This is a genomic window from Allobosea sp. NPDC055353 (assembly GCF_053644975.1).
The window spans coordinates 2,026,829-2,052,791 of the sequence record NZ_JBSHMC010000001.1; the positions used below are offsets into that span (position 1 = coordinate 2,026,829).

26 protein-coding genes are annotated in these 25,963 nt (G+C 67.3%); 11 read left to right on the top strand and 15 right to left on the bottom strand.

The window, feature by feature from the left end; genetic code table 11:
- Positions 1 to 14: 14 nt before the first annotated feature.
- The 3 genes from ACWIEX_RS09310 to ACWIEX_RS09320 all read left to right on the top strand — a co-directional run bounded on the left by ACWIEX_RS09310 (position 15) and on the right by ACWIEX_RS09320 (position 3,447).
- Positions 15 to 1,544, top strand: coding sequence for a class I adenylate-forming enzyme family protein (locus tag ACWIEX_RS09310; protein WP_454032775.1), 1,530 nt, complete (start codon positions 15 to 17; stop codon positions 1,542 to 1,544).
- A 1-nt stretch (position 1,545) separates the two neighbouring features.
- Entirely contained in the window at positions 1,546 to 2,628 is a 1,083-nt protein-coding gene (locus ACWIEX_RS09315) for a hypothetical protein (RefSeq protein WP_454032776.1), read from the top strand.
- A gap of 72 nt (positions 2,629 to 2,700) precedes the next feature.
- Positions 2,701 to 3,447, top strand: a complete 747-nt coding sequence (locus tag ACWIEX_RS09320) for a hypothetical protein (RefSeq protein WP_454032777.1) — start codon at positions 2,701 to 2,703, stop codon at positions 3,445 to 3,447.
- A gap of 27 nt (positions 3,448 to 3,474) precedes the next feature.
- Here ACWIEX_RS09320 and ACWIEX_RS09325 read toward each other — a convergent pair whose 3' ends face one another.
- The 15 genes from ACWIEX_RS09325 to ACWIEX_RS09395 form a co-directional block, all read right to left on the bottom strand.
- Positions 3,475 to 4,380 (bottom strand): RDD family protein, encoded by a 906-nt coding sequence (locus ACWIEX_RS09325; protein WP_454032778.1) that lies wholly within the window; start codon positions 4,378 to 4,380, stop codon positions 3,475 to 3,477.
- Between the two features lie 4 nt (positions 4,381 to 4,384).
- Positions 4,385 to 5,371 (bottom strand): stage II sporulation protein M, encoded by a 987-nt coding sequence (locus ACWIEX_RS09330; RefSeq protein ID WP_454032779.1) that lies wholly within the window; start codon positions 5,369 to 5,371, stop codon positions 4,385 to 4,387.
- A gap of 47 nt (positions 5,372 to 5,418) precedes the next feature.
- Entirely contained in the window at positions 5,419 to 6,732 is a 1,314-nt protein-coding gene (locus ACWIEX_RS09335) for a DUF58 domain-containing protein (RefSeq protein WP_454032780.1), read from the bottom strand.
- A complete protein-coding gene (locus ACWIEX_RS09340; RefSeq protein ID WP_454032781.1) occupies positions 6,729 to 7,685 on the bottom strand; it encodes an AAA family ATPase in 957 nt (318 codons plus the stop codon). Before ACWIEX_RS09340 ends, ACWIEX_RS09335 begins: the two co-directional genes overlap by 4 nt.
- The gene (locus ACWIEX_RS09345; RefSeq protein ID WP_454032782.1) at positions 7,654 to 8,880 is read right to left on the bottom strand and encodes a DUF4350 domain-containing protein; all 1,227 of its coding nucleotides are present in this window, start codon (positions 8,878 to 8,880) and stop codon (positions 7,654 to 7,656) included. Before ACWIEX_RS09345 ends, ACWIEX_RS09340 begins: the two co-directional genes overlap by 32 nt.
- An 8-nt stretch (positions 8,881 to 8,888) precedes the next feature.
- Positions 8,889 to 9,542: a hypothetical protein gene (locus tag ACWIEX_RS09350; RefSeq protein WP_454032783.1), complete on the bottom strand. Its 654-nt coding sequence runs from the start codon at positions 9,540 to 9,542 to the stop codon at positions 8,889 to 8,891.
- A 103-nt stretch (positions 9,543 to 9,645) separates the two neighbouring features.
- Positions 9,646 to 10,881, bottom strand: coding sequence for a metal-dependent hydrolase family protein (locus tag ACWIEX_RS09355; RefSeq protein WP_454032784.1), 1,236 nt, complete (start codon positions 10,879 to 10,881; stop codon positions 9,646 to 9,648).
- Between the two features lie 35 nt (positions 10,882 to 10,916).
- Positions 10,917 to 11,405, bottom strand: coding sequence for a GAF domain-containing protein (locus ACWIEX_RS09360; RefSeq protein WP_454032785.1), 489 nt, complete (start codon positions 11,403 to 11,405; stop codon positions 10,917 to 10,919).
- A gap of 18 nt (positions 11,406 to 11,423) precedes the next feature.
- A complete protein-coding gene (locus ACWIEX_RS09365; protein ID WP_454032786.1) occupies positions 11,424 to 12,335 on the bottom strand; it encodes a branched-chain amino acid ABC transporter permease in 912 nt (303 codons plus the stop codon).
- On the bottom strand, positions 12,335 to 13,198 hold the full coding sequence (locus ACWIEX_RS09370; RefSeq protein ID WP_306226168.1) for a branched-chain amino acid ABC transporter permease: 864 nt from the start codon (positions 13,196 to 13,198) through the stop codon (positions 12,335 to 12,337). The genes ACWIEX_RS09365 and ACWIEX_RS09370 overlap by 1 nt, the downstream gene beginning before the upstream one ends.
- A gap of 127 nt (positions 13,199 to 13,325) precedes the next feature.
- On the bottom strand, positions 13,326 to 14,531 hold the full coding sequence (locus ACWIEX_RS09375) for an ABC transporter substrate-binding protein (RefSeq protein WP_454032787.1): 1,206 nt from the start codon (positions 14,529 to 14,531) through the stop codon (positions 13,326 to 13,328).
- Positions 14,532 to 14,578: 47 nt separating this feature from the next.
- The gene (locus ACWIEX_RS09380; RefSeq protein ID WP_454032788.1) at positions 14,579 to 15,301 is read right to left on the bottom strand and encodes an ABC transporter ATP-binding protein; all 723 of its coding nucleotides are present in this window, start codon (positions 15,299 to 15,301) and stop codon (positions 14,579 to 14,581) included.
- Positions 15,298 to 16,062 (bottom strand): ABC transporter ATP-binding protein, encoded by a 765-nt coding sequence (locus ACWIEX_RS09385; protein WP_454032789.1) that lies wholly within the window; start codon positions 16,060 to 16,062, stop codon positions 15,298 to 15,300. The genes ACWIEX_RS09380 and ACWIEX_RS09385 overlap by 4 nt, the downstream gene beginning before the upstream one ends.
- Positions 16,059 to 16,652, bottom strand: coding sequence for a TetR/AcrR family transcriptional regulator (locus ACWIEX_RS09390; protein ID WP_454032790.1), 594 nt, complete (start codon positions 16,650 to 16,652; stop codon positions 16,059 to 16,061). Before ACWIEX_RS09390 ends, ACWIEX_RS09385 begins: the two co-directional genes overlap by 4 nt.
- Positions 16,653 to 16,994: 342 nt before the next feature.
- On the bottom strand, positions 16,995 to 17,687 hold the full coding sequence (locus ACWIEX_RS09395) for a YcbK family protein (RefSeq protein WP_454032791.1): 693 nt from the start codon (positions 17,685 to 17,687) through the stop codon (positions 16,995 to 16,997).
- Positions 17,688 to 18,026: 339 nt separating this feature from the next.
- Here ACWIEX_RS09395 and ACWIEX_RS09400 point away from each other — a divergent pair, with 339 nt between their 5' ends.
- From ACWIEX_RS09400 to nuoG, 8 genes are all read left to right on the top strand, one after another.
- On the top strand, positions 18,027 to 18,407 hold the full coding sequence (locus tag ACWIEX_RS09400; RefSeq protein WP_210339989.1) for an NADH-quinone oxidoreductase subunit A: 381 nt from the start codon (positions 18,027 to 18,029) through the stop codon (positions 18,405 to 18,407).
- 65 nt (positions 18,408 to 18,472) lie between these two features.
- Entirely contained in the window at positions 18,473 to 19,057 is a 585-nt protein-coding gene (locus ACWIEX_RS09405) for a NuoB/complex I 20 kDa subunit family protein (RefSeq protein ID WP_306226174.1), read from the top strand.
- 41 nt (positions 19,058 to 19,098) lie between these two features.
- Positions 19,099 to 19,704: an NADH-quinone oxidoreductase subunit C gene (locus ACWIEX_RS09410; RefSeq protein WP_454032792.1), complete on the top strand. Its 606-nt coding sequence runs from the start codon at positions 19,099 to 19,101 to the stop codon at positions 19,702 to 19,704.
- Positions 19,705 to 19,707: 3 nt separating this feature from the next.
- Positions 19,708 to 20,145, top strand: coding sequence for a GFA family protein (locus ACWIEX_RS09415; RefSeq protein WP_454032793.1), 438 nt, complete (start codon positions 19,708 to 19,710; stop codon positions 20,143 to 20,145).
- Positions 20,146 to 20,147: 2 nt separating this feature from the next.
- Positions 20,148 to 21,338, top strand: coding sequence for an NADH-quinone oxidoreductase subunit D (locus ACWIEX_RS09420; RefSeq protein ID WP_061968168.1), 1,191 nt, complete (start codon positions 20,148 to 20,150; stop codon positions 21,336 to 21,338).
- A complete protein-coding gene (nuoE, locus tag ACWIEX_RS09425) occupies positions 21,338 to 22,579 on the top strand; it encodes an NADH-quinone oxidoreductase subunit NuoE (protein WP_454032794.1) in 1,242 nt (413 codons plus the stop codon). Before ACWIEX_RS09420 ends, nuoE begins: the two co-directional genes overlap by 1 nt.
- 11 nt (positions 22,580 to 22,590) lie before the next feature.
- Positions 22,591 to 23,895 (top strand): NADH-quinone oxidoreductase subunit NuoF, encoded by a 1,305-nt coding sequence (nuoF, locus tag ACWIEX_RS09430; protein WP_454032795.1) that lies wholly within the window; start codon positions 22,591 to 22,593, stop codon positions 23,893 to 23,895.
- Between the two features lie 4 nt (positions 23,896 to 23,899).
- Positions 23,900 to 25,963, top strand: coding sequence for an NADH-quinone oxidoreductase subunit NuoG (nuoG, locus tag ACWIEX_RS09435; protein ID WP_454032796.1), 2,064 nt, complete (start codon positions 23,900 to 23,902; stop codon positions 25,961 to 25,963).

The following is a 25,963-nucleotide window of genomic DNA, read 5'->3' on the forward strand; positions in this document are numbered from 1 at the left end:
ACCGAAGCGCAACCATGACCTCCCCAGACAAAGACGGCTTCGTTGGCCTTCTGACCGCGCGCGCCGCTGCCGAGCCGGACCGCGTCTATGCCCGCTTCAGCGGCGAGCCGCTGAGCTATGGCGAGCTCGAACGGCGCTCGGCCGCCTTCGCCTGTTATCTGCGGACGCAGGGCATCGTTGCGGGTGACCGCGTCGCGGTGATGATGCGCAACTCCATCGCCACCATCGCCGTGGTCTTCGGTCTCGCGCGGGCCGGCGTTGCCTGGGTACCGGTCAATGCCCAGCAGCGCGGCGAGGGGCTGAACTATCTCCTGACGCATTCCAGCCCGCGCCTCGTCGTCGCCGACATAGAACTCGCGCCCCAGATCGCCGAGGCGATGGGGCCGGATGCGACCCTGCCGGTGCTGCTGCATGCGCCGGGCGGCGATCTCGATGCGGTGCTTGCCGGAACCAGCAGCTTCGAGGAGCCGGCGCCTGTAGCGGATGCCGTCTTCGCGATCATGTACACCTCCGGCACGACCGGGCGGCCGAAGGGCGTCATCGTCTCGCACCGCATGCTCAGGCTGGCGGCCGAGAGCGTGCTCTACCTGTCTGATGCCAAGCCGGGCGATGTCTTCTTCGTCTGGGAGCCGCTCTATCATATCGGCGGCGCCCAGCTCCTGCCGCTGCCGATGATCCGCGACGTGACGCTGGCCATGGTCGAGCGCTTCAGCGCCAGCCGCTTCTGGACGCAGGTCCGGGAGGAGGGGGCGACCCATATCCACTATCTCGGCGGCATCCTGCAGATCCTGCTGAAGCAGCCGCCTTCCGCTGGAGATCGCGAGCATGGCGTGCGCATCGCCTGGGGTGGCGGCTGCCCGGCCGATATCTGGCCGCAGTTCCGCGACCGCTTCGGCGTCGAGATCCGCGAATGCTACGGCATGACGGAAGCCTCCAGCCTGACCACCTGCAACACCAGCGGCGTGGTCGGCTCGGTCGGGCGGCCGATGCCCTGGTTCACCGTCAGGCTGCTCGATAGCGAGGGCAGGCCGGTCGTGGCGGGCGAGCGCGGCGAGATCGTCGTCGAGACCAGCATTCCGGGCGCGATCTTCCCCGGCTATCTCGATAATCCCGAGGCGACGGCGAAGGCCCTGCGCAATGGCGCCCTCCATACCGGCGATCTCGGCTCCTTCGATGCCGAGGGCAACCTCTATTTCCACGGCCGCATGACCGACAGCGTCCGCTGCCGGGGCGAGAACGTCTCGGCCTGGGAGGTCGAGCATGTCGCGGCGGAGCACGAGGCGATCGAGGATTGCGCGATGATCGGCGTCGCCGCCGATATCGGCGAGCAGGACATCAAGCTCTTCGTCAAGCCGCGCCACGGCGCGATCATCGATCCGCAGGCCTTGTCCGGCTGGCTCGGCCAGCGCCTCGCGCCCTACCAGAACCCGCGCTACATCGCCCTCGTCGACGAGTTCGAGCGCACGGCGAGCCAGCGCATCATGAAGCACAAGCTCTCGCCCCGGCTCGATGATTGCTGGGACCGGGTCTCTACGGGGCGCTGACATGGCCGGCTGCGACATCCTCATTTCAGGCACAGGCGGCTTCGCCGCGCGGATCGCCTTCGACATCGCCGCGACCGCCCGCGAGCCGGTCGATGTCGTCATCGCCGGGCGCAATCTCGAGCGCCTGAACTGGCTGCGCACGGCCGCCAATGCCCGCGCCGCGCTGTTCGGAGCGAAGGCGCGCTTCACCACCCATGCGATCGATCTGCTGGCGCCTGACGCCTCCGACGCGCTGCTCGCTGAGACCGACCCGCGCATCGTCGTGCAGGCCGCCTCGATCCAGACCTCGCAGGTCATCGCCCAGAGCGGCAATGCCTGGACGCGCCTCGTCGCCGAGGGAGGCCTGAGCGCCACCGCCGTCTTCCAGGCGCTGATCAGCGCGCGCGTCGCCGCCGCGATCACGCGCGCCGGCAAGCCGGTGACGCTGGTCAATTGCAGCTTCCCCGACGTGGTCAACGGCATGATCCGCGCGATGGGACACGACGTCTCCTGCGGCATGGGCAATGTCGCGATCCTGTCCAATGTCTTCGCAGGCTCGGCCGCGGTGCCTTCCGGCACCGCGGTCAAGGTCCTCGCGCATTACCAGAACCTCGCCGCCTGGCGGCGCCGTCCCGGGGAACGGAACGGACGCGCCCCGCGCGTCTGGCTGGATGGCGAGGAGGTCGCCGACGTCTATGCGCGCTTTGCCGATATCCAGCTCACGCCCGAGCCGGTGATCGAGATTTCCGGCGCGAGCGGCGTGCCGATGCTGCTCGCCATGGCGGCGGGCCGGCCCTGGCAGGGTCATGTGCCCGGCCCGGACGGCTTGCCCGGCGGCTATCCGGTCCGGCTCGCGAGCGGCAGGCTTGAACTCGACCTGCCGCCGGGGCTGACGCGCGAGGGCGCCATCGCCTGGAACGCTTCCTTCGAGGCGTCCAACGGCCTCGTCGTCTCGTCCGAGGGGAGAGCCGCCTTTACCGGCATCCTCGGCGGCAGGATCGCAGGCCACATTCCGGAGCTGCGGGATGGGTTCGACATCCGCGAGCTCGAAGCCGTCTGCGAGACGCTTCTGGGATTGCGTGAGACATTGATGCGGAGCCCATAGGCCAGGTTGCTGCGGATTGTGCCGCTATATGAGGCGTGCCACTATTCCGCCTCATTCGCGGCGGGGTTCCTCATGAGCAGCACATCCACGGGCGGATTTTCCGCCGCACCCGGGCAGTTTCGCATCGGCTCGGTCATGAACAAGACCTTCGCGATCCTCGGACGTCAGTTCGGCAAGTTTGCCCTGCTGGCGCTCGTGCCGATGATCCCGATCTTCCTTTTGACGCTGGGCGCGCTGTCGTCGGGTGCCCCTTCGCCATCGGGCATCGCTTTCGGTGCGGCGCTGACCGGGCTCCTGACCTTCGTGCTCCAGACCGTGGCGCAGGCGACGAGCCTCTACGGCGCCTTCCAGGAGATGCGCCATCAGCCCTTCACGATCGGCGACTCCCTGCGGATCGGGCTCGCACGTGCCGTTCCCGTCATCGGTGTCGGCATCCTCGTCGGTCTCGCGACCGGTCTAGGCTTCCTGCTCTTCGTCGTGCCGGGCGCCATCATCGGCTGCATGCTCTATGTCGCGATCCCCGCCTGCGTCATCGAGAAGACCGGGGTGACGGCGAGCATGAGCCGCAGCGTCGCGCTGACCAAGGGCTATCGCTGGCAGATTTTCGGGCTCTTCCTGCTGGTCATCGTCATCGCCCTGGTCGGCGCTCTCGTGCTTGCGCGGATCGGTGGCGGCGGCCTGATCGGGGATATTCTCGGCTTCGCCTGGCAGGTCGTCTCGACCGCTTTCGGCGCCGTGCTCTCGGCGGTGATCTATCACGACCTGCGCATGGCCAAGGAAGGCATCGACCTCGACACGCTGGCGAGCGTCTTCGACTGAGCGATCTTGTCGAACTGCGGCTGGTCCTCACGGGCCGGTCGCAGCCGGCTCGTTCTTGTCGGCGCGGTAGCGGCCGAATTGCTGCTCGCCTTCGAGATGCGCCCGCTCGGCCGTGTAGAAGGCCCTGAGGAAATCGAGCGTCTCGACTGGCGGAACCTCCTCCGTCCAGCCGATCTTGCGGCGGATCTTGTCGCAGACCTGACGCTGCATCGTATGCGTGTCGGGTGAGGGCGGGCGGCGCAGCAGCTCCTCCAGGACCTGCAATTCGAAGGCGCCATAGGCGTCGAGCTGCTTGCGGCTGAAGACGAAGCGGCTCTGCGCCTCCGCGAGCTCGGCCAGCAGGGCCCGCCGCGGCACCGAGATCACCATCGTCCCGCCGATCAGGTCGCCGGCCCGCAGGTGGTCGCGGTTGAAGAAGGGCAGGGCCGAGAGCGCGACCGCCCAGCCGAAATAGCTCGCCGCAGTCCAGAATTCCGCGCCGGCCCCGATCTTCGGCACGGCGAAGAACAGCCCGAGTGGCAGGAAGATCTCGACCTCGCGCGTCAGGTTGCGGGCGACGATCGCGCCGGGCAGGAGCGGGCCGCCGCTGCGGTCGATCACCTTGAGGTTGACGATGCGCTTGCCCGGCGTCGCGCCCTGGCTCTGCAGCTCGAAATGGATGAAGTAGAGGTTCCGGAGCAGGAAGGACAGGAACAGCACGACCGTGACCGTCACCGAGCCGGTGACGCCGTGCAGCACGGTGAGGCCCAGCACGAGGAAGAGCAGGGCGGTCGCCAGCATCCAGAACAGGAAGTCGATCAGGAAGGCGACGAGTCGCTCGCCATGGTTGGCGATATCGACCTCCAGCGTCACGCCCTCCGGCGTGATGATCTCGCGCCGATTGCGGGTGATGCCGTCGAGCAGGCGGTTGATGCGGTCAAGTCGCTGGGCCATGGCGTCAGCGCCTGCCGCTCAAGAGGAAATAGGTGGTCCACAGGGCGCCGGTCGCCGCACCGATCGCCAGCCGCCAGGGCGTCGAGGCGATGAGTTGGCGTAAGCCCCCCTCGATGATCCCGGCGACGAAGAGCATCAGCACCGCTCCGCCCGCGAGCCCGGCCGCCGCCTTGCCGGCTGTGGCCAGGCTGTCGAGGCGGCCATAGCGACCCGGAAACAGGATCTTCTCGGCGATGACGAGCCCGCCGGCGCCGCACAGGATCAGCGCGCCGATCTCGGTCACGCCATGGATCGAGATCCAGCCGATGAAGTCGACGAGCAGCCCGCGATTGTAGTGCAGCGCCAGGAAAGCGCCGAGGATGAGGCCCTGATAGCCGAGCAGCAGCAGCGTCGGGACACCGCCGAGCACGCCGAGCCCGAAGGTCATGATCCCGATCGTCGCATTGTGGCGGAACAGGAAATTGGCGAAGACGACGAAGGAATCGACGAAGCCGGGCCAGGGCGCGAAAATCTCGGTCCGGCGCAGTTGGTCGGCCGTGCTTGCAGCCCCGCGCCCGCCGGCCATGCTCTCGGGCACGAGCGTGCCAAACCAGGCTTCGTTCGGCAGCACCATCAGGTAGCCGATGGCGATTCCGGCGGCGATGGCGAGCGTCGCCAGCAGGATGTGCCAGCCGGCCGCCCGGACGGCAACCGGGAAGCCGCGCTTCAGGAATCCGCCGAGCGCTTCGAGGATGCCGATGCGCGGCCCATAGACGACGAAGAAGGCCCTGAGCACCAGCCCTTCGAGATAGAGGATCAGGTTGCGGTCGAGCGCGATCGAACGGGCGACGGAAAGCGAAGAGGCCGCGGTCCGATAGAGCAGAGGCAGTTCCTGCAACTCCTCGGCGGAGAGGCGCGACAGGCCCTTCTTCTCGACACGCGAGACGAGCCCGTCGAGCATCCGCCAGGCCGTCTCGCGGCTGCGGCGGAACTCGGCGCTGCGCAGCGTCACGGTTGCGACCGGGGCCGGCGGCGGAGCGGCGGAAGGGCGAAGCGGTTCTATAGCAGCCCCCTCTGCTTGATGGTCAGGTAGCGGTTGACGAGACCGACGGCGAGGCCGCGCGGCGGGATTTCCAGGCAATGCACGCCCATCCGCGCCAGCCGTTCCAGCACGACGGCGCGTTCGCGCTGCAGGTCGCGGGCGACGACCGCCTCGGCGACCGGCCGGAAGCCCGCGGGCTCGGCATCGACGATATCGGCGAGCAGCGGATCGCGCAGCGTGACGAAGATCACGGCATGGCGGTTGGCCATGCGCTGCAGGCTTTCGAGCAAAAGCCCCGCTGTCGTCGTGTCGATGAATTCGGTGAAGAGCACCACCAGTGCCCGGCGCTTCAAGCGGGCGTTGAGCTCGGCGAGCCCCAGCGTGAAATTGGTCTCCTCGGCCCGGTAGCCGAGCTGGCCGGATGCATTTTGCAGCCGGGCGAAGGCGCTTCGGCCTGGGGATGGCTGGAGATATTGCCGGATGCGTGAATCGAAGCCGAACGAGCCGACATGGTCGCCGCTGCGCAGCGCGACCCAGCCCAGCAGCAGACCGGCATGGATCGCATGGTCGAGCCGCGGCAGACCGTCGATCGGCTCGGCCATCAGGTAGCCGGTGTCGAAGGCCAGCACGATCTGGTGATTGCGCTCGATCCGGAATTCCTTCGACAGCAGCTTGAGATGCTTGGCCGAGTGCTTCCAGTCGATGAAGCGGTTGTCGAGCCCCTGGACATGGTCGCGCAGCGCCTCGAATTCCGTGCCTTCGCCCTTCTGGCGCTGGACCTTGATGCCGTCGATCGCATCGCGGCTGAAGAACTGGACGGCCGCCGAGGCGATGCCGCGGATATCCGGCACGACATCGATCGTCAGCGCCAGCGGCCGGCGCTCGCTCCGGCCGGCGAGACCCAGCGGCCCGCGCCAGCGCAGCCAGAGCGCCTCGATCGTGATCCGCCCGCGCCTGAGCGGCCGGATCGGCAGCGCGACCGATCCGACAACCCCCGGCGGGACATCGAACCGGGCCGGCTCGGGCGGGGCGGCATCGCCGCTCTGCTCCGGCAGGACCTGGATCGAAACCGCCCGCGACGTGCCTTCGATCGCGGCGCTGACGCTCAATTGCCCCTCGCTGCCGATGAACAGGCGCGGCGGCGCATCGACCGAGAGCGTCAGCCGCGACGGTCTGGCGCAGAGCAGGGCATCGAGCCCGATCAGCGCCAGCACGAACAGGCCGAGATCGAGCGCGATCGGCCAGAGCGCCGGATCGTAGATCAGCAATCCGATGGCGACCGGCACGGTCGCCCCGAAGAGCAGGACGGCGCGCGGGGTCGGCCTGATCATCGCGGCACGGCAACCTGGTCGATCAGCTCCAGGATGACCTTGTCGCTGACCAGCCCATCGATCTCGGCATTCGGCGCGAGCACGATCCGGTGTCGCAGCAGGGGCAGGGCGATGCCCTTGACGTCGTCGGGGATGACGAAGTCGCGTCCCTGCGTCGCGGCCCGCGCCCGGCTGGCCGAGGCCAGCATCGTCGCGGCGCGGGGCGAGGCGCCGGTCTCGATCGCCGGATGGCTGCGGGTCGCGCGGATGAGATCCACGATATAGCCGACCAGCGGCTCGCCGAGAGCGATTCCGCCGACCAGCGCCCGCGCCGTCAGCAGATTTTGTTCGGACACCACGGAGGAAAGGCCGAATTCGGCAAGTTTCGGCATCGCAGCGCGATGCCCGTGACGCGCGACGATGGCGAATTCCTCCTCGCGGCTCGGATAGGCGAGGTTGATCTTGAACAGGAAGCGGTCGAGCTGCGCCTCCGGCAGCGGATAGGTGCCCTGCTGCTCGATCGGGTTCTGCGTCGCCACCACCATGAAGGCCTCTCCCAGCGGATGGGTCACGCCGTCGATGGTGACGTTGCGCTCGTTCATCGCCTGCAGCAGCGCGGCCTGCGTCTTCGGCGGCGTGCGGTTGATCTCGTCGGCGAGCAGGATGTCGGTGAAGATCGGGCCGCGCGTCAGGTTGAAGCTGCTGCTGCGGAAATCGAAGAGATTGGTGCCGAGCAGGTCGCCCGGCATCATGTCCGGCGTGAACTGGATGCGCCCGAAGCGCAGCGACAGTCCGGCAGCGAAGGATTGCGCCAGCAGGGTCTTGGCCGTGCCCGGCACGCCTTCGAGCAGGACATGCCCGCCGCAGAGCAGGCTGACGAGCATCAGCTCGACGACCTCGTCCTGGCCGACGACGGCTTTGCGGATCTCGCCGCGAAGCGCTTCAGTGATCGTCGAGACGTCGCGGAGTTCCATGCAGCAGATCCTTGCGCCAGTGATGGAGGGCCTGCGCCGCGGCGAGCAGCGAGGCGAGATTGCGGGGGCCGGCGGCCGGGCTGTCGCCCAGTCCTGCGAGCGGCTTCGGATCGATGCCGCGCGCTTGCGAGGCCCGTTCGAGCCATGCGGTCAGGGCCGCGCCTTCGAGCCCGGCCGGTGCGCGCAGCGTCCGAGCGGCGTCCTGAAGCGTCATCGCGATGTAGCGTTGCAGGATCGCGGCATGATGCCCGGCATAATCGACCAGCGCCGCGGCATTGCCGATCAGCGCATGCCGGCCGGCATCGAGCCGGCGCGGTGCGGGCAAGGGTGCGCCGAAGCGCCCCATAGCCGCCCAGAGCAATAGCGCGACCGCGGCCAGGATCTGGACGAGCACCAGGTTGAGCGGGAATTCATAGAGGAATTTCAGCAGGTTCGGCGGCGATCTTCTGAAGCCGTGGATGGTCTCGTCGAAGACCAGAGTGCCGCTTTTCCCGTCCAGCAACGCGGCAACGATGTCCCGGGCGAACGTGGCGTTCCCGCCCTTGCCGATCCCGTGGTTCTCGAGCGGGTCGGGATCGGCCAGGATGAGCGTCCGGCGATTGCCCTGCCGCAATTCGCCGAGCAGGATGCCGGCCGGCGTCGAGATCAGCGGCGTGAGATTGGAGCCCTTGATGAGCTGGAGCTCGCCCTGGACGGTCGGGTCCGCCGCTGAAATCGTCTTCTCGAAGGAGGCCGGCGGCTTGGTCCGGACGATATCGCCGCCGCTGACGGCAGCGCCGAGCACGGATTGGACTTGTAGCACCGGAGCCAGTTCCGCCTCGCCGATCCAGTCCTTGCGCCGCTCGCCCGGTTTCACGGTCCATTTCGGCAGAACGAGCAGGATGCGGCCGGCGATCCGGAGCTTGTTGCGATTTTCCTCGCCCGCGAGGCTTCCGGAGGGCTCGGCGAGGACGAGCACGCCATTCTCGCCGACGGCGGCAAGCGGACGGTCCTCGGCTTGCACCGTCTTGTGGCCGAGACCCTCGAGCAGGTCATGGAAGGCGAGATGCCCGACGGCGGAGCTGGAATAGCTGTTGGCGCCGGAGGTGAGGCCGCCCGCCTCGCGCCCGCCCATCCCCGTCAGCAGCAGGGAGGCGGCGAAAAGCGCAAGGAGGGCCGCAGCGAGCGCGGCAAGGATGCGCGGCTGGAAGGTCATTCCCCCCATCAGGCTGGCCCTGTCGCAAGGGAGCGCCGCAGCGTCTCGAATTCCTGCCGGCAGCCGAGATAGTCCTCATGCCTGGCGGGCCGCCCGCCGAAATAGGTCTGCTCGACCGACTGGACGATCGCGCCGAGCGCGCCGGTCCCGCTCTGCGGCAGGGAAACCTTGCGCAGGATCTCGCGGCTGGTCAGCGAGACCGCGAAGCTGGTGCCCAGCCGCAACCGGATTTCGGCGAGGCTCTTCAGCAGCAGCACATGCATGGCCTCGCCATACTGCCCCCGGCGCGCGAGATCGTCCGCCTCGAGCTGCGCTTCCTCCATTCGGCCGGAGGGATCGGAGAAGCCGGCCGGAACCTCGGCGGCCTTGATCCGGCGCGAGCGGCTGAAGGCCGGCAGGCTGTCGCGCAACGACCAGAGCGTCACGGCGACGCCGAGGATGACGGCGCCCCAGAGCAGGATGCGCAGCGTATCGGGCGAGAGGTCGAATTTCAGCCAGTCGAGCCAGCTCGACACCTTCGGCTCGGGCACCGGCATCACCGTCTGGATATCGTGGCGGCGGATGCTCTGCCGGACGATCTCGCCCGCATCGCTGGCGGCCTGCGCCATGCCGCTCAGGGTGACGGCGCAGAATGCAACGAGCAGGAGAGGCAGTCGCTTCACAACCTTCGAATCCGTCGGCGGCCGAAGGGCACTATGGCGAAGAAATCGGCCGCGCCATAGCCGAGATTGCGCGGCGGGGCACATGCCCCGCCGGCCTATGCGATCAGTTCAGGCTGGCGCGCTTCATGAAGGCGCCGGCCTTCATGATCAGCGGGATATGCCGGCCCTGGCGGGTCAAGAGCGAGAGATCCTTCAGCGGGTCGCCGTCGACGACGATCAGGTCGGCATGGGCGCCGGCCGAGACCGTGCCGATCAGACCTTCCATCTTCAGGAGCTTGGCCGCGACATGGGTCGCCGAGGCGATGACCTCATGCGCGGGCAGGGCGCGGCCACGGATCACGAACTCCTCGGACTGGTACTTGTGCATCTCGCCGAGCAGGTCGCTGCCATAGGCCATGGTCAGGCCGGCCTTCTTCATGATCGCGAGCGATTCCATGCCGGCCGAGCGCACGACATCGACCTTGACGACCGAATCCGGCGGGAAGCCGAGCTTTGGCCCGTCCGAGACCAGCTTGTCATAGGTCACCAGCGTCGGCACGGCGACGGCGCCCTTGGCCGCAGCGAGCTTTGCCGTCTCGGCCTTGATCAGGTTGCAATGCTCCAGCGAATGCACGCCGGCCTCGACGCAGCGGCGGATGGCATCGTCGGTATAGACATGGGCCGAGACATAGGTGCCGGCCATCCGGGCTTCCTCAACCACGGCTTCCAGCTCGCTCACCGAGAAGCCAAGGAAATGGATCGGGTCGGTCGGCGAGGCGCAGCCGCCATTGGCCATGATCTTGATGAAGTCGGCGCCGCCCTTCAGCTCCTCGCGCGCGGCGCGGCGGACCTGGTCGACGCCATCGCAGATGCGTCCGAGCGCGCCGAGGCGATGGCGCTCGATCACGCTCGGGCGGTCGTCGTAGCGGCCGCGGAAATCGGCATGGCCGCCTGTCTGGCTCAGCGCCTTGCCGGAGATGACGAGGCGCGGCGTCGGGAAATCGCCTTCCTCCGTCGCCTGCTTCAGGCCGAAATCGGCGCCGCCGACATCGCGCACCGTGGTGAAGCCGCGCATCAGCATCGCGCGCATGATTCCGAAGGAGCGGGCGGTGACCAGCGAATCCGGCAGGCGGGCATTCGCGCCGAGATCGGCGACGCCGGCCACGACATGGACATGGGCGTCGATCAGGCCGGGCATCAGCGTCTTGCCCTTGAGATCGACGACCTTGGCCTTGGCCGAGGTCACGGATTTGCCGACCTCGCGGATGGTGCCGCCTTCGACGAGGACGCTGACGGGCGCGCCCGCCTCCGGCGCCGAGCCGTCGACGATGCGGGCATTGGTGAAGAGGGTGGAAGCCACGGGCGTGTTCCTTCGGGAAGGCTAAAGAGAGGGGGTCAGGCGGCCTTGTTGGCGGCACGCGCGGCGAGGAAGGCGGGCACCAGCAGCGGCGCGAGCCGCTCGACCGGTGCGACATGCTCCTCGCGGTAGTGATGTTCCGGGGCGAGCAGGTTGATGGTGCCGACGACCTTGCCGTCATAGATCGCGGGGATGTTGATGACGGAGCCGAGCCCCATGCTCTCGATCAGTTCATGATCGAAGAAGGCCCAGCGGATGCCGGCCTTGTCCTTGCCGAGATAGGGCTGGCGGCCGTCCAGCACATGCTTGCCCCAGGGCGTCGGGCCCATCGGTTTGCGGCCGGAGACCGGGTATTCGGTCGGCCTGTTGGAATAGATGCGCGCGACCTCCTGCCCGTCGACATAGAGGAGCGTGAACAATTCATGGCCGACGAGGCGGCGGGTGATGTCCTCGAAAGCCTTGAACACCGTATCGGGCTGGCCGGGCTCCCTGATGAGCGCGGAGAGGGTGGCGAGATCGTCGGACATGGGCAGGCCTTCTTTGTTTCAGGCGGTCGTCGGGGGAACCGGCGCCTTCGGGATGCGCTCGGGCAGGATGCCCTGCGGCTTGAGATGCAGGACGAGGATGAGGGCGATGCCGATCAGCATCTCGCGCGTGGCGGCGAGCTGGACCGGCTGGAGGCCGGGCACCCATTCAGTGATGAAGCGCGTCGCCTCCAAGAAGATCACGACCAGATAGGCGCCAAGCACGGCCCCGCTCGGTCGTCCGACGCCGCCAGCCGTGACGGCGAGGAAGATGTAGATCGTGATCAGCGGCTGGAAATGATCCGGCGAGACATAGGACTGGAAATGCGCATAGAGAGCGCCGGCCAGCGCCGCGATCGCCGCCGAGAGCGCGAAGGCCTGGAGCTTGAAGCGCAGCACCGGCTTGCCGGCGAAGGAGGCGAGCTGCTGATCCTCGCGGATCGCCTTCAAGGCGCGACCGTAGGGCGAGCCATCGAGCCGGCGCAACAGCGCCCAGACGATGATGAGCACCAGCGTGGCAAGGCCGAGATAGAAATACGCGAAGTTCTGCGTGCCGAGCTCGGCCTTGAGCGGCGCCTTGATGCCGGAGATGCCGTCCGAGCCGTTGGTCAGCCAGCGTTCGTTCAGCGCGACGAGGCGGATCACCTCGGCGAATCCGAGCGTGACGATGGCGAGATAATCGTCGCGCAACCTGAGCGTCGCGAAGGTGACGACGAGCCCGACCGCAGCACCTACCAAGAGCGCCGCGCCCCAGCCGATCAGGACGGGCGCACCCGCACCTGTCGCCAGCGCCGAGGCATAGGCGCCGACCGCGAAGAAGCCGGCGAGGCCGAGATTGACGAGGCCGGCGCTGCCCCAGATCAGGTTCAGGCTGAGCGCGAGCAGGCCGTAGATGGCGCAGAGCGTCAGGGTGAAGATCAGATAGGACAGCATCAGGCGGCCCTTTCCCCGAGGAGGCCGCGCGGCCGGAAGGTGAGCATCAGCAGGATCGCGACGAAGCCGACGCCGGTGCGGTAGGTCGCGGGCACGACGAGCAGGGCCAGTTCCTCGGCGATGCCGAGCATCAGCGCGCCGGCGACCGCTCCGGGAATCGAGCCGAGCCCTCCGAGCACGGCAGCAGCGAAGACCGAGAGCAGCACGCGATAGCCGGTCAGCGGGTCGATCGAGGTATCGAGGCCAATCAGCACGCCGCCGACGCCGGTCAGCCCCGCGCCCAGAAACAGCGTGACGATCGCGATCTTGGCGGGATCGATGCCCTTGAGCCGGGCGAGATCGGGATTGTCGGCGACGGCGCGCATCGCCTTGCCGAAGCGGGTGTAGCGCAGGAACAGGAACATCGCCGCCATGATCGCGACGGCGAGCAGCAGGCTCTGGAGCTGCTGCGGGCCGATGCGCAGGTCGCCGAAGCGCATATCGCGCGCGATCGGCAGGTCGTAGCCGCGCATCTCGTTGCCGAAGATGAAGCGGACGATGTTCTCCAGCACGAGATTGAGCGCGATCGAGGCGATGGCCACGATCAGCGCGCCGTTATTGCGCAGGCGCTTCAGCGAAGTCTCTTCGGCCACGACGCCGACAACGCCCGTCACCGCGAAGGCGACGAGGAGCGCGGCCGGCACTGGCAGCCCCATCGCGACATTCGCCCACCAGGCCGCGAAGGCGCCGATGGTGGCATAGGCCGCGATGGCGAAGTTCGGATAGCGCAGCACCGCGAAGATGGCGGAGAAGCCGATGGCCGGGACGGCGATCAGCGTCCCGGTCATCACGCCGTTGACGAGCGCCTGCAGGAGCTGGCTCATCGCGACCGCCACCTTGTCGTCATTGCGAGGAGCGTGAGCGACGAAGCAATCCAGGGGCGGCAGAGCCCTACGCCCCCCTGGATCGCTTCGCTGCGCTCGCGATGACGATGCGCGGTTCTGGCCGGCATCACGCGATCTTCACCAGCGCCAGCTTGCCGCCCTGAACCTGCTCGTAGCGGAACTGGCAATCGGCGATGTCGCCGGTCTCTGTGAAGTCGCAGGGGCCGCTGGCGCCGTCGTAATCAACCGGCTGCTTGGCCGCGATCGCCTTGAGCCCGTCGAGCGCGTTGTCGACCTTGGCGCCGCCCTGCGCCTGGCTGACCTTGCGCACCGCGTCCTTGATCGCGGTGCCGGAGCTGTCGCCAGCCATCGCGATCGCCATCAGGATCAGGTTGATCTGGTCGTAGACCTGAGTGGTGTAGGGGTCGGGCGAGGCGACGCCGATCATCTTGACCAGCCGCGCATAGGCCTTCGAGCCCTCGGCCGGCGAGGGCGCGATGGTGAAGGTCTTGTCGACCACCTCTGCCGGCACGCTCTCGACCAGCTTCTGGTTGACCGCATAGCCGAAGGCGACCTTCAAGCCGGAATAGCCGGCGCGATAGGCATCCTTCAGCATCACGGCGGTATCGGGCGTGTAGCCGCCGAAGATGATCGCGTCGGGCTTGAAGCGCAGCACCTCGTCGATCTCGCTGCGATAGGCCGGCTTCTTGTCGTCATAGATCAGCGAGCCGGTCTCGCCGCCGGCCTTCTTCACGGCCTCGGTGATGTTGTCGAACTGGCTCTTGGCGAAGGGCGTCTGTGGCGAGAGGAAGAAGACGCGCTTGGCCTTCTCGGCGAGGCAGAACTCGCCGAACTTGCGGCCCTGCAGCGTCGTGTTCGGCTGGGTGCGGATCAGGTAGCCCTGATGCGGCAATTGCGTGATCGAATCGGCGCCGGAGACGGTCGCCAGGAAGGTCTTCGATTCCCAGCAGAGCGGGGCCACGGCGGTGGTCACCGCGGAGGACCAGGTGCCGAGGATAGCCGAGACCTTGTCGACATCGATCAGCTTGCGGGCGGCGCGCACGCCGGCTTCGGGGCTGGTCTGGTCGTCCTCCGAGATCAGCTCGATCTTGCGGCCGAGCACGCCGCCGGCGGCATTGACCTCGTCGACGACGGCCTTGACCGCCTTGACCATGACCGGACCATAGGGGCCGCCCGCGCCGGTGAGCGGTGTCAGCGTGCCGATTTTGATCGGGGCGCCCTGAGCGAGCGCGCGGCCGGGCAGGGCGGAGAGGCCGGCAAGCGCGGCGGCGCCTGCCAGGAGCGTGCGGCGGTCGGTCGTGAAAGCGGTCATGGTGTTCCCCTGTTGTCTTGTTGGTTTGCTGTCGTGTCGGCGTCGTCCTAGCCGCCGAGGAAGAGCCGGCGGATTTCGGGATCGGTGGCGAGCGCTGGTCCCGCGCCCTCACGGCTGTTGCGGCCGGAAACCAGCACATAGCCGCGCGTCGAGATCTGCAGCGCTTCGAGCGCATGCTGCTCGACCATCAGGATCGGCAGGCCGCCCTTGTTGAGCGCGACGATGGCGTCGAACAATGCGTCGGCGGCCTTGGGCGAGAGCCCCGCCGTCGGCTCGTCGAGCAGGAGCAGGGCAGGGGCGTTCATCAGCCCCATCGCCATGGCGAGGATCTGGCGCTGGCCGCCGGAAAGCGTGCGCGCCAGCGCCTTGCGCTTTTCCGCCAGCATCGGATAGCGCGCATAGAGCTCCTCAGCTCGCGCGCCGACCTTGCCCGGCTCCTGGAAGCCGCTGATCTCGAGATTCTCGGCGACCGTCATGGCGCCGAAGACGTTGCGTTCCTGCGGCACGAAGCCGATGCCGGCCTTGGCCCGGCCGAGCGCGTTCTCGCGGGTGACGTCGTCGCCCTTGAGCCGGATCGTGCCGTCGCGCGCTTGGACAAGGCCTGCGATGGTCTTGAGCAGCGTCGACTTGCCGGCGCCGTTGGGGCCGATGATCGAGACGATCTCACCTGGCGCCACCGTGAGCGAGGTGCCCTTCAGGATCTGCTCGGCCGCGCCATAGCCGGCGACGACGCCGTCGACGGCGAGCAATTCGCCCTGTGCCGCGCTCAATGACGCCTCCCGAGATAGGCTTCCTGCACGCGGGTGTCAGCGGCGACCTCGTCGAACGTGCCTTGCGTCAGCGTCTTGCCCTCGGCCATGACGATGACCGGCGCGCAGAGCTTCCGGATCAGCCCCATGTCGTGCTCGATCAGGCAGATCGTCAGCCCGTCGCGGTTGAGCGCGACGAGATGCGCGGCGATCTCTTCGGTCAGGCTCGGATTGACGCCGGCCATCGGCTCGTCGAGCAGCAGCAGCTTGGGTTCGGCCATCAGGGCGCGACCGATCTCGACCAGCTTCTTCTGGCCGCCGGAGAGCGCGGTGACGGGGTTGTCCAGCACATGGTCGAGCTTGAGCCGGCGCGCGATGCCGAAGGCGCGCTCGCTGAGCTCGGCCTCGCGCCGCTTGGCCCCGCCCGTGCCGATCAGCCCGGCCAGCAAGCCTTCGCCCGGCTGGTCCGCGCCATAGAGCATCAGATGCTGGAAGACGCTGAGCTTGGGAAAGCCGCGCGCGAGCTGGAAGGAGCGCACCAGCCCCGCCGCGACGAGCTTCTCGGGCGGCATCCCGGCCGTCTCGGTCGCGCCGAGCCGGACAGAGCCGGCTTGCGGCCGGTAGAGTCCGGAAACCGCATTGAACAGGGTCGACTTGCCGGCTCCGTTCGGCCCGATCAGCCCGGTGAAGGAGCCCTGCGGCACCGCGAAATCGACGCCGCGCAATACCTGCACGCCGTAGAAGCCGAGCTTCAGCCCCTGGATGGTCAGTGCAGCCGTCATGCCACCGCCGTCTTGCGTCGGCCGGATTGGGCAGCCGCTGGTTTCATCGGGAAATGCTGACGCACCTGCTGCTTCCAGAAGCCGAGCAGGCCCTCGTAATAGGCCGGGTCGTTCGGCCGCAGCACGGTCTGGCTGATCATGCCGCGGACCAGGCACATCGTGGCGTTCATCACGGTGCGGGTATGGTCCGGGTCGGTGCCGGCACGGGCCGCGAGCGCGGTCCAGACCGCATCGAGCCCGGCATGGAATTCCTTGACCGTCGGGATCAGGTCGGCGCGGAAAGCCGGGTTGTGGCGCGCCTCCGGCAGGTACTCCATCGTCACGTAGAACAGACGGTCGTCCATCATCCGCCAGGCATAGTCGACGATCTCGTCGCTGGAGCCGCCCCGCGCCATGAAATCCTCGGCGAAACGGTGCAGGTCGCGCGCGGCCTTGCCGAGCATGTCGGCGACGGAGGCACTGATGATCGCCTCGCGGCCGGCGAAATGATGGGTCAGCGCCCCGCGGGAGACCCCGGCCATGCGGGCGATCTCCGGGGTGGTGGTGCGGGCCAGCCCCTGGTCGTGCAGCAGGTCGATGGTCGCGTTCATCAGCCGCGCGGATGTCTCCGCGCTGCGCTCCTTCTGCGATCGCCGCTTGCCGGAAACCCTCATGCCGACCTCGCTCCCCTGACGATTGGGAAACGGTGCGGACTCACTTACAAACAGTCAAGCCTGTTTTTTGAAAGCTGAAAGAGTGTCTTGATTGCGGGGACCTGTCGTGACTTTCAAAGGAGCAAGCATCCCGGGCGGAGCGCTACGGATCGTCGTCATGGTCGGGCTTGTCCCGGCCATCCAGGTCTTCATTGATGCCGTGCGGTGTCCAAGACGTGGATGCTCGCCACAAGGGCGAGCATGACGTGAGCTGGAACCGCGCCTTCGCGGAAAGCGATCTTACCAGGGCCGCCGCGGCCCGGTGTCGATATGGATCAGGCCGTTCCAGTAGACATGATGGCCACCGACCTCGGGCATGGCGCGCACCCACTCTAGCACGGCGCGGGGCCTGACGCCGGGGACGCGGAAATCCATCGCCTGGCAGCCCTTGTGATAGGAGCCGCGCCGGGCGCGCCAGGGCGGCCGCCAGGTCGAGGTCACCTTCACCGCCCCGTATCTGTCGGCGATCTTGCCGAGGATCAGCTTCAGCTCCTGCGGCAGGCAGGCGGTCGAGGTGCCGGGGTCGGTCGAGATGCCCGGTCGTTCCGCCTTCTCGTTCGGGTCGAAGTCCGGCTCCGCGCCGGCCTTCTGGCCCGGCGTCAGCTTCGGCCATTCGACGCCCTCGTCGTCGTCCGGCTCGCCGGGGCTGGGCGGGGACGCGGGCGCCGCCGGCGTCTCCGACCCCTTTGTCACCGCCGGCGTCTCCTCGGAGAAGGCCAGCGCGGGCGTATCGGGGGCGGAGGCGCGCGGCGTCGGCGGCGGCACGATGATCGGCGGCAGCTTCGGCGTACCTTCGAGATCTAGATCGAACGGGCGCTGCGGCGGCAGCGGCGCGCGCATCGGCTCGCCTTCCTGTGCGCGGACAACGGCCGTCGAGAGCAGCAGGGCGAGCGCCGGCATGGCCAGAACCCGCGGAAGGCCAGCGCGGGTCATCGTGCCGTCATGCGTCCGGATACGGCAGGCAAGGACGGGAGGCGAGGGGCACGAAACATCGCAGGCCTTTCGGGGAGAGCGCTCGCACAGCCGGCAACGATTCGGCAGGGTGAACGGATGGTTGCCGTTCCCGCATGCCGAAAGCAGGCGGTTTTGTCGGATTTTCACCACTGCTCCGCAGGGCGATGGCGGGACGTGGCCGGATTTTGCCGCATTCTGCGCTGGGTTCAACCCGGATACGGCGATTGTGCGGCGCGGCGGAGTCTTGCTTCATTCTAATCGAGGGTCTAAGCGACTGGGACAGCGCGCCGCCCCACGGCGTCTGAAGTGAGTTCGACCATGCAAGCTGCCTCGGTGCCTTCCATTCTGAGTGATTACCTGCCGCTGGTGCTGTTCATCGGCGTCTCGGCGGTGATCGGCCTGGCCCTGCTCATCGCGCCCTTCGCGATCGCCTATTCCAAGCCGGATGCGGAAAAGCTCTCGGCCTATGAATGCGGCTTCAACGCCTTCGACGATGCCCGCATGAAGTTCGACGTCCGGTTCTACCTGGTCGCGATTCTCTTCATCATCTTCGATCTCGAGGTCGCGTTCCTGTTCCCCTGGGCCGTCGCCTTCGGCGGGCTCGGCTGGTATGGTTTCTGGTCGATGATGATCTTTCTCGGCGTGCTCACCGTGGGTTTCATCTACGAGTGGCGCAAGGGCGCGCTGGAGTGGGACTGACTGTCGGGTTGCGAGGCGGCGCTCCGCTTTCGATCCGGCAGGCAAAGGTTCACAAGGATTAGGTTATGGCAATCACAGCGATCGATCGTGGTGATCCGCTCGTCGCGCAGGCGCCGAGGGGTTTGCTCGGTCCCGACGGCAAGCCGCTGGGGGCGCGTGATCCGTTCTTCGTCGAGATCAACAACGAGCTGGCCGACAAGGGCTTCCTCGTCACCGCGACCGACGATCTGATCAACTGGGCCCGCACGGGCTCGCTGATGTGGATGACCTTCGGTCTCGCCTGCTGCGCCGTCGAGATGATGCAGCTCTCGATGCCGCGCTACGATGTCGAGCGCTTCGGCTTCGCGCCGCGCGCCTCACCGCGCCAGTCCGACGTGATGATCGTCGCGGGCACGCTGACCAACAAGATGGCTCCGGCGCTCCGTAAGGTCTACGACCAGATGCCGGAGCCGCGCTACGTCATCTCGATGGGCTCCTGCGCCAATGGCGGCGGCTACTACCACTACAGCTACTCGGTGGTTCGCGGCTGCGACCGCATCGTCCCGATCGACATCTATGTCCCGGGCTGCCCGCCGACGGCGGAGGCGCTGCTTTACGGCGTCCTGCTGCTGCAGAAGAAGATCCGCCGCACCGGCACGATCGAGCGCTGAGCGCTCCGTCGGTCGATGCTGCAGGCGATGAAGGTGAGACGATGAGCGAAGCGCTCGTACAACTCGGCGAAGAGATCAAGGCCGCGCTGCCCGGCGCGGTGACGGAGGCTGTCGTTGCCTTCGAGGAGCTCACGATCCATGCCGAGGCGGCTTCGATCGTCGCGGTCCTGCGCACGCTCTACAGCGATCCGCGCTTCCGCTTCGTCAACTTCACCGACCTCGCCGGCGCCGACTATCCCGGTCGCGAGAAGCGCTTCGACGTCGTCTATCATCTGCTGGCGCCGCACCATAACCGCCGCATCCGCGTCAAGGTCCAGACCGACGAGGCGACCCCGGTCCCCTCCGTCATCGAGGTCTTCCCGGCGGCGAACTGGTTCGAGCGCGAGGCCTACGATTTCTACGGCATCCTCTTCTCCGGCCATCCGGACCTGCGCCGCATCCTCACCGATTACGGTTTCGAGGGTTATCCGCTGCGCAAGGACTTCCCGCTGACCGGCTTCGTCGAGGTCCGCTACGACGACGAGCAGAAGCGCGTCGTCTACGAGCCGGTGAAGCTCAACCAGGAATTCCGCAACTTCGATTTCCTCTCGCCCTGGGAAGGCACGGATTACGTGCTGCCGGGCGACGAGAAGGCGAAGGGAGCCTGACCGATGGCGGCGGGCCTCCAAACCCAGTCCGGCGGCTGTCTCTGCGGCGCGGTGCGTTTCACCGCCATGCCCGAGAAGGCCGAGATGGACGTCTGCCATTGCGGCATGTGCCGGAGATGGAGCGGCGGCGTCTTCATGGCCGTGCCCTGCACCGACGTGTCGGTCACGGATGAGCAGGCGCTCGGCGTCTACCCGTCTTCCGACTGGGCCGAGCGGGTCTTCTGCAAGACCTGCGGGACGAGCCTGTTCTGGCGCCTGCGCGAGGGCGGTGACGGCCATGTCGCGGTCGCCTTCCAGAGCCTCGACGACCAATCGTCCTTCACCTTCGCCGAAGAGATCTTCATCGACGAGAAGCCTGCTCTCTACGCCTTCGCGGGCGAGCGGCGCCGCAAGACCGGCGCGCAGGTGATCGCCGAATTCGCCGAAAAACAGGCGGACTGAGCATGACCGAGCACAATATCCGCAATTTCTCGATCAATTTCGGCCCGCAGCATCCGGCCGCGCACGGCGTGCTGCGCCTCGTGCTGGAGCTCGACGGCGAGATCGTCGAGCGCGTCGATCCGCATATCGGCTTGCTTCATCGCGGCACCGAGAAGCTGATCGAGGCCAAGACCTATCTCCAGGCCGTGCCCTATTTCGACCGGCTCGACTATGTCGCGCCGATGAACCAGGAGCATGCCTTCGCACTGGCGGTCGAGCGCCTCGTCGGCGTGACCGTGCCGCGCCGCGGCCAGCTCATCCGCGTGCTCTATTCCGAGATCGGCCGCATCCTCTCGCATCTCTTGAACGTCACCACGCAGGCGATGGACGTCGGCGCCCTCACGCCTCCGCTCTGGGGCTTCGAGGAGCGCGAGAAGCTGATGATCTTCTACGAGCGGGCCTGCGGCGCGCGCATGCATGCGGCCTATGTCCGGCCCGGCGGCGTGCACCAGGATATCCCGGTCTCGCTGATCCACGATATCGCCGAATGGTGCGATCCGTTCCTCAAGGTCTGCGACGACCTCGAAGGCCTGCTCAGCGACAACCGCATCTTCAAGCAGCGTAACGTCGATATCGGCGTGGTCGATCTCGAGACCTGCTGGAAATGGGGCTTCTCGGGCGTCATGGTGCGCGGCTCCGGCGCGCCCTGGGACCTGCGCAAGTCGCAGCCCTATGAGTGCTACGAGGAGATGGAATTCGACATACCCGTCGGCAAGAACGGCGACTGCTTCGACCGCTACCACATCCGCATGGAAGAGATGCGCCAGTCGGTGCGCATCATGAAGCAGTGCTGCGACAAGCTGCTGGCGCCCGATGGCGGCGGCCCGGTCTCCTCGCTCGACGGCAAGATGGTGCCGCCCAAGCGCGGCGAGATGAAGCGCTCGATGGAAGCGCTCATCCATCACTTCAAGCTCTATACCGAGGGCTACAAGGTGCCGGCCGGCGAGGTCTATGCCGCCGTCGAGGCGCCGAAGGGCGAGTTCGGCGTCTATCTGGTCTCCGACGGCACCAACAAGCCTTATCGCTGCAAGATCAAGGCCCCGGGCTTCGCCCATCTCCAGGCCATGGATTTCATGTGCCGCAAGCACATGCTCGCCGACGTCTCCGCGATCCTCGGCTCTCTCGATATCGTCTTTGGTGAAGTTGACCGCTGATGTCCGTCCGTCGTCTCGCCCCTGATCCGGTCCAGCCCGCCTCCTTCGCCTTCACCGCGGCGAATGAGAACTGGATCGTCCAGCAGATCGCCAAGTATCCCGAAGGCCGCCAGGCTTCCGCCGTCATCCCGCTCTTGTGGAAGGCGCAGGAGCAGGAGGGCTGGGTCTCCCGCGCCGTGATCGAGACGGTCGCAAAACGCTTGGGGATGGCGCCGATGCGGGTGCTGGAGGTCGCGACCTTCTACACCATGTTCAACCTGCAGCCGGTCGGTGAGTTCTTCGTCCAGCTCTGCGGCACGACGCCCTGCGCGCTGCGCGGCGCGGAAGCGCTGAAGAAGGTCTGCGAGGACGTCATCGGCCCGCAATCGACCGTGACCGCCGACGGCAAGCTCTCCTGGCTCGAAGTCGAGTGCCTCGGCGCCTGCTGCAACGCCCCGATGGCGCAGATCAATGTCGACTACTACGAGGACCTGACGCCGGCGAATTTCCGCCAGCTCCTCGACGATCTCCGCAACGGCCGCGCCACCAAGCCCGGCCCGCAGAACGGCCGCACCGGCTCCGAGCCGGAAGGCGGCCCGCAGACGCTGACCGACAAGGCGCTCTATGACGGCTCGGTGATCGGCGCCGGCGATTGGCAGAAGCGCATCGTCGAGCAGCGCAAGGCCGCCGCTGAAGCCGCCGCCGCCAAGGCCGCTGCCGAAGCGGAAGCCAAGAAGGCCGAAGCGACACCGGCTGCGGTCGCCGGGAAGCCGGCGAGCGAAACCGCTGCCGCGGGCCGTCCGAAGCCGTCGGCGCCCGCCCAGCCCTCCAGCGCCGCCAACGACACGCCGGCCGCAAAGGGCAAGGTGGACAAGAAGGATGTCGCGGAGGCTGCCAAGCCGGCCGCTGCGGCCAAACCTGCGGCTGTGTCCAAACCTGTTGCTGTGTCAAAGACGGAGCCGGCACCGGCTGCAACCGCCGAGAGCAAGCCCGAATTGCTGACCGCTGCCCGCGGCGGCAAGGGCGACGATCTCGAACTGATCTGGGGCGTCGGACCGAAGCTGGCTAAGATGCTCAACGAGATGGGGGTCTGGCATTACGACCAGATCGCCAAATGGACACCGGCGGAGCTCGCCTGGGTCGATGCGCGGCTGACCGGCTTCAAGGGCCGGGCGCTGCGTGACGACTGGATTGCTCAGTCGAAGAAGCTTGCGACGGGCTGGCGCCCGGAATCGAAGCTTGGCGACAAGCCGGCAGAGTGAGGCACCAGGACATGCTCGCAGATCGCGATCGCATCTTCACCAATCTCTACGGCCTGCATGACCGTACCCTGAAGGGTGCGATCCAGCGCGGCGCCTGGGATGGCACCAAGTTCATCCTGGAGCAGGGCCGGGACTGGATCATCGACGAGATGAAGAAGTCCGGCCTGCGCGGCCGTGGCGGCGCCGGCTTCCCGACCGGGCTGAAATGGTCGTTCATGCCCAAGCAGAGCGACGGGCGCCCGCATTATCTCGTCGTCAATGCCGACGAGTCGGAGCCGGGCACCTGCAAGGATCGCGAGATCATGCGCAACGACCCGCATACGCTGGTCGAGGGCTGCCTGATCGCCTCCTTCGCCATGGGCGCGCATGCGGCCTACATCTACATCCGCGGCGAATACATCCGCGAGCGCGAGGCGCTGCAGCGTGCCGTCGACGAGGCCTATGCAGCCAAGCTCATCGGCAAGGACAACGTCCACGGCTATCCCTTTGATCTCTATGTGCATCACGGCGCCGGCGCCTATATCTGCGGCGAAGAGACGGCGCTGCTGGAGAGCCTCGAGGGCAAGAAGGGCATGCCGCGGCTGAAGCCGCCATTCCCCGCCAATATGGGCCTCTATGGCTGCCCGACCACGGTGAACAACGTCGAGTCGATCGCGGTCGCTCCGACAATCCTGCGCCGCGGCGCGAGCTGGTTCTCCTCGCTCGGCACGCCGAACAATGTCGGCACCAAGCTCTTCTGCGTCTCCGGGCATGTGAACAAGCCCTGCAACGTCGAAGAGGCGATGGGCATCCCCTTCCGTGAGCTGATCGACAAGCATTGCGGCGGTATCCGCGGCGGCTGGGACAATCTCAAGGCTGTCATCCCCGGCGGTTCGTCGGTGCGCATGGTTCCGGCCGAGCAGATCATCGACACGCCGATGGATTTCGACTCGCTCTCGAAGCTGCGCTCCGGCCTCGGCACGGCGGCGGTGATCGTGATGGACAAGTCGACCGACATCGTCCGCGCCATCGCCCGCATCAGCCACTTCTACAAGCATGAGAGCTGCGGCCAGTGCACGCCCTGCCGCGAGGGCACGGGCTGGATGTGGCGCGTCATGGAGCGCATGGCCGAGGGCCGCGCCCAGAAGCGCGAGATCGACATGCTGCTCGACGTCACCAAGCAGATCGAGGGCCACACGATCTGCGCCCTCGGTGACGCAGCCGCCTGGCCGATCCAGGGCCTGATCGCGCATTTCCGTCACGAGATCGAGCAGCGCATCGACGACTATGCCGCCAACCCGCACAGCGAGCCTGTGCGCCTGATGGCGGCGGAGTGAGACCATGACGAAACTCCTCATCGACGGCGTCGAGGTCGACGTACCCGCCGAGTACACGGTGCTCCAGGCCTGCGAGGCCGCGGGCGTCGAGGTGCCGCGCTTCTGCTTCCACGAGCGCCTCTCGATCGCCGGCAACTGCCGCATGTGCCTCGTCGAGGTGAAGGGTGGCCCGCCGAAGCCGCAGGCTTCCTGCGCGATTGGCGTGCGCGATCTGCGCCCCGGCCCGAACGGCGAGCCGCCGGTCGTCCTGACCAAGTCGCCGATGGTCAAGAAGGCGCGCGAAGGGGTGATGGAGTTCCTGCTCATCAACCACCCGCTCGACTGCCCGATCTGCGACCAGGGCGGCGAGTGCGACCTGCAGGACCAGGCCATGGCCTATGGCGCGGATACCTCGCGCTATGCCGAGAACAAGCGCGCGGTCGAGGACAAGTATATCGGCCCGCTGGTCAAGACGACGATGACGCGCTGCATCCAGTGCACGCGCTGCGTCCGCTTCACCACCGAGGTTGCCGGCGCCTCCGATCTCGGCGCCATCGGCCGCGGCGAGGACATGGAGATCACGACCTATCTCGAGCAGGCGATGTCGTCGGAGCTCCAGAGCAACGTCGTCGATCTCTGCCCGGTCGGCGCGCTGACCTCGAAGCCCTACCAGAACAAGGCCCGGCCCTGGGAGCTCTCCAAGACCGAGAGCGTCGACGTGATGGATGCGGTCGGCTCGGCCATCCGCGTCGACTCGCGCGGCAAGGAAGTGATGCGCATCCTGCCCCGCCTCAACGAGGCGGTGAACGAGGAATGGATCTCCGACAAGACCCGCCATGTCGCTGATGGCCTCAAGACCCAGCGCCTCGACCGGCCCTATATCCGCGAGAACGGCCGCCTGCGTCCGGCGAGCTGGAACGAGGCTTTCGCCGCCATCGCGGGCAAGGTGAAGGCGACCAGCCCTGAGAAGATCGGCGCCATCGCCGGCGACCTCGCCGCGGTCGAGGACATGTTCGCGCTGAAGAGCCTGATCGCCTCGCTCGGCTCCGCCAATCTCGACGCCCGTCAGGACGGCACCAAGCTGCATCCGAAATTCGGCCGCGCCTCCTACGTCCTCAACGCCGGAATCGCCGGCATCGAGGATGCGACCTCGCTGCTGATCATCGGCTCGAACCCGCGCCGCGAGGCGCCGATCCTGAACGCCCGCATCCGCAAGCGTTGGCTGCGTGGCGATCTCAAGGTCTCCGTCATCGGCGAGAAGGTCGACCTGACCTACGCTTACGACTATCTCGGCGCCGGCCCGGAGACGCTTGCCGAGGTCGTGAAGTCGGCCGCCGCTGCCGGTGGCAAGCCGATGGTGCTGGTCGGGCAGGGCGCTCTTGCCCGCGCCGACGGCGAGGCCGTGCTTTCGCTCGCTGCCAAGGCGGCGCAGGCGCTCGGCGCCGTCGCTGAAGGCTGGAACGGCTTCGGCGTGATCCATACCGCCGCCGCTCGCGTCGGCGCGCTCGATCTCGGCTTCGTGCCGGGCGAGGGCGGTCTCGATGCGGCCGCGATGGTCAGGCCGGGTGCGCTCGATGTGCTCTTCCTGCTCGGCGCCGACGAGATCGAGGTGCCGGAAGGTGCTTTCGTCGTCTACCAGGGCACGCATGGCGACAAGGGCGCCCATCGCGCCGACGTCATCCTGCCGGGCGCGGCCTATACCGAGAAGTCCGGCACCTATGTGAACACGGAAGGCCGTGTGCAGATGGGCGACCGCGCCACCTTCCCGCCGGGTGATGCCCGTGAGGATTGGGCGATCCTGCGCGCGCTCTCCGCGACGCTCGGCAAGACGCTGCCCTTCGACTCGCTATCCGGCCTGCGCAAGGCGCTCTACGAGGCGCATCCGCATTTCGCGGCGCTCGACGGCCTCCCAGTCAACGATGCCTCGGAAATCGGCAAGCTCGCCGGCCTTGGCGGCAAGACCGACAAGACGGGTTTCGCGCCTGTCGTCGCCGATTTCTATCAGACCAACCCGATCGCGCGTGCCTCCGCCATCATGGCGGAATGCTCGGCGCTGGCCTCCGGCCGGCATCAGCAGGCGGCGGAGTAA